The sequence below is a fragment of the Pseudoalteromonas sp. UBA2102 genome, assembly GCF_002331165.1.
Taxonomy (GTDB): Bacteria; Pseudomonadota; Gammaproteobacteria; order Enterobacterales; family Alteromonadaceae; genus Pseudoalteromonas; species Pseudoalteromonas atlantica.
The window spans coordinates 1-367 of the sequence record NZ_DCYU01000035.1 but is presented as its reverse complement, the minus strand read 5'-3'; the positions used below and the strand labels follow the sequence as shown (position 1 = coordinate 367).

Below are 367 nucleotides of genomic sequence, written 5' to 3'. Positions count from 1 at the left end.
TTTTTTCCAATTTGCAATCCACGACTCAATACCCTGCTTAACATATTGGCTATCTGTGGTGAGGTTAACGGTGCAAGGGCGGGTAAGTGATTCAAGGGCAACAATGGCAGCGAGCATTTCCATACGGTTGTTTGTGGTGAGCTTATACCCTTGGCTTAATTTTTTTTCGTGGCCGTTATAAATCATAAAAATACCATAACCACCAGGGCCCGGATTACCTAAACATGAGCCATCGGTGTAAATCTCTACGGTTTTTTGCACTGTTTTACCTTGATATTATGTACAATAAAGTGATTATAGAAAGATACCAGAGTCAGGCTAAATTCGATATGGCACGTAGACAAATAGTTTTAGATACAGAAACCAC

The 367-nt window shown here is 40.1% G+C and carries 1 protein-coding gene; it reads right to left on the bottom strand.

Annotated elements, in window-relative coordinates; genetic code table 11:
• Positions 1-261: RNase H family protein (locus B2R65_RS04150; RefSeq protein ID WP_349676054.1), on the bottom strand; the 261-nt coding region annotated here is incomplete at its 3' end.
• Positions 262-367: the final 106 nt, after the last annotated feature.